Genomic DNA, 801 nt, shown 5'->3' with positions numbered 1-801 from the left:
AAAGAGGAGATCCAATCAACTTCGTCACCGTACTGAATCATTATGACAAACTCGGAATCCAGAAATCTATCGATACGGTGGCAACACGGGTGCTCGCCCGTGTGGAAGACCACCTGTCCGCAGCCCGCGGGTTATCTTGCACAATGGACAGGCTCGGCCTCGCCACCGAATTACAGGTCGCAATACAGCGGTGTATCAGCGACCAGCAGTCATGGGCAGCCGGTATGGAGAATTGGGACAGAACTGGCACGATCCGCTTCGCTGACGCTGAGGTCCCCAGCTGTGGCGCGACCGCATCGTATGTCGATGATCTACTAATGCGGCCAGCACTGGGTAGCTAATCACGATTCTTCGCGGGGCTTCGGCCGGGCGAATCGGGGGTCGGATCCAAGCGCAGGTCATGGACAATCGCTGTGATTGACCGAAGCTAGCTGCAGCAGGCCCGATGGGGAGCGGGCCAGCCCTCGTGCCGTGGCGGCTGATGACATGCTGAGGGTCACGCTGGCTTCGCGGCATACTGCCACACCGAGAGGCCGACGCCGAAAGCGCCCTAGTACAAGGACGGTTTCGTCAGACACTATTCGCGAGTAGACGATTTCTCATACTGACGGTGTGGCCCTTCAAAGAATTCCGGAGCCGGTCTCGGGCCAAACGATCTCCTCGATAGGGGTGACCGATGCAGGTCGTGAGAATGGAAGAGTGTCAACACTTGTCTGACTGCAAGGAGGACGCGACAGTGATGAACTACTTGGTACACTCCGGATTATTCTCATGTACCCCTTTGTGAGCTGGGAAGTGCGC

At 57.4% G+C, this 801-nt stretch carries 1 protein-coding gene; it reads left to right on the top strand.

Features of this window, described 5'->3' with window-relative positions:
* On the top strand, nucleotides 1-341 hold a 341-nt coding region (locus NBRGI_RS48955), incomplete at its 5' end, for a hypothetical protein (protein WP_235210869.1).
* Between the last annotated feature and the right edge of the window lie 460 nt (nucleotides 342-801).

It is taken from the genome of Nocardia brasiliensis IFM 10847, assembly GCF_000710915.1.
Taxonomy (GTDB): domain Bacteria; phylum Actinomycetota; class Actinomycetes; order Mycobacteriales; family Mycobacteriaceae; genus Nocardia; species Nocardia brasiliensis_A.
This window is presented reverse-complemented; position numbering and strand designations above follow the sequence as displayed.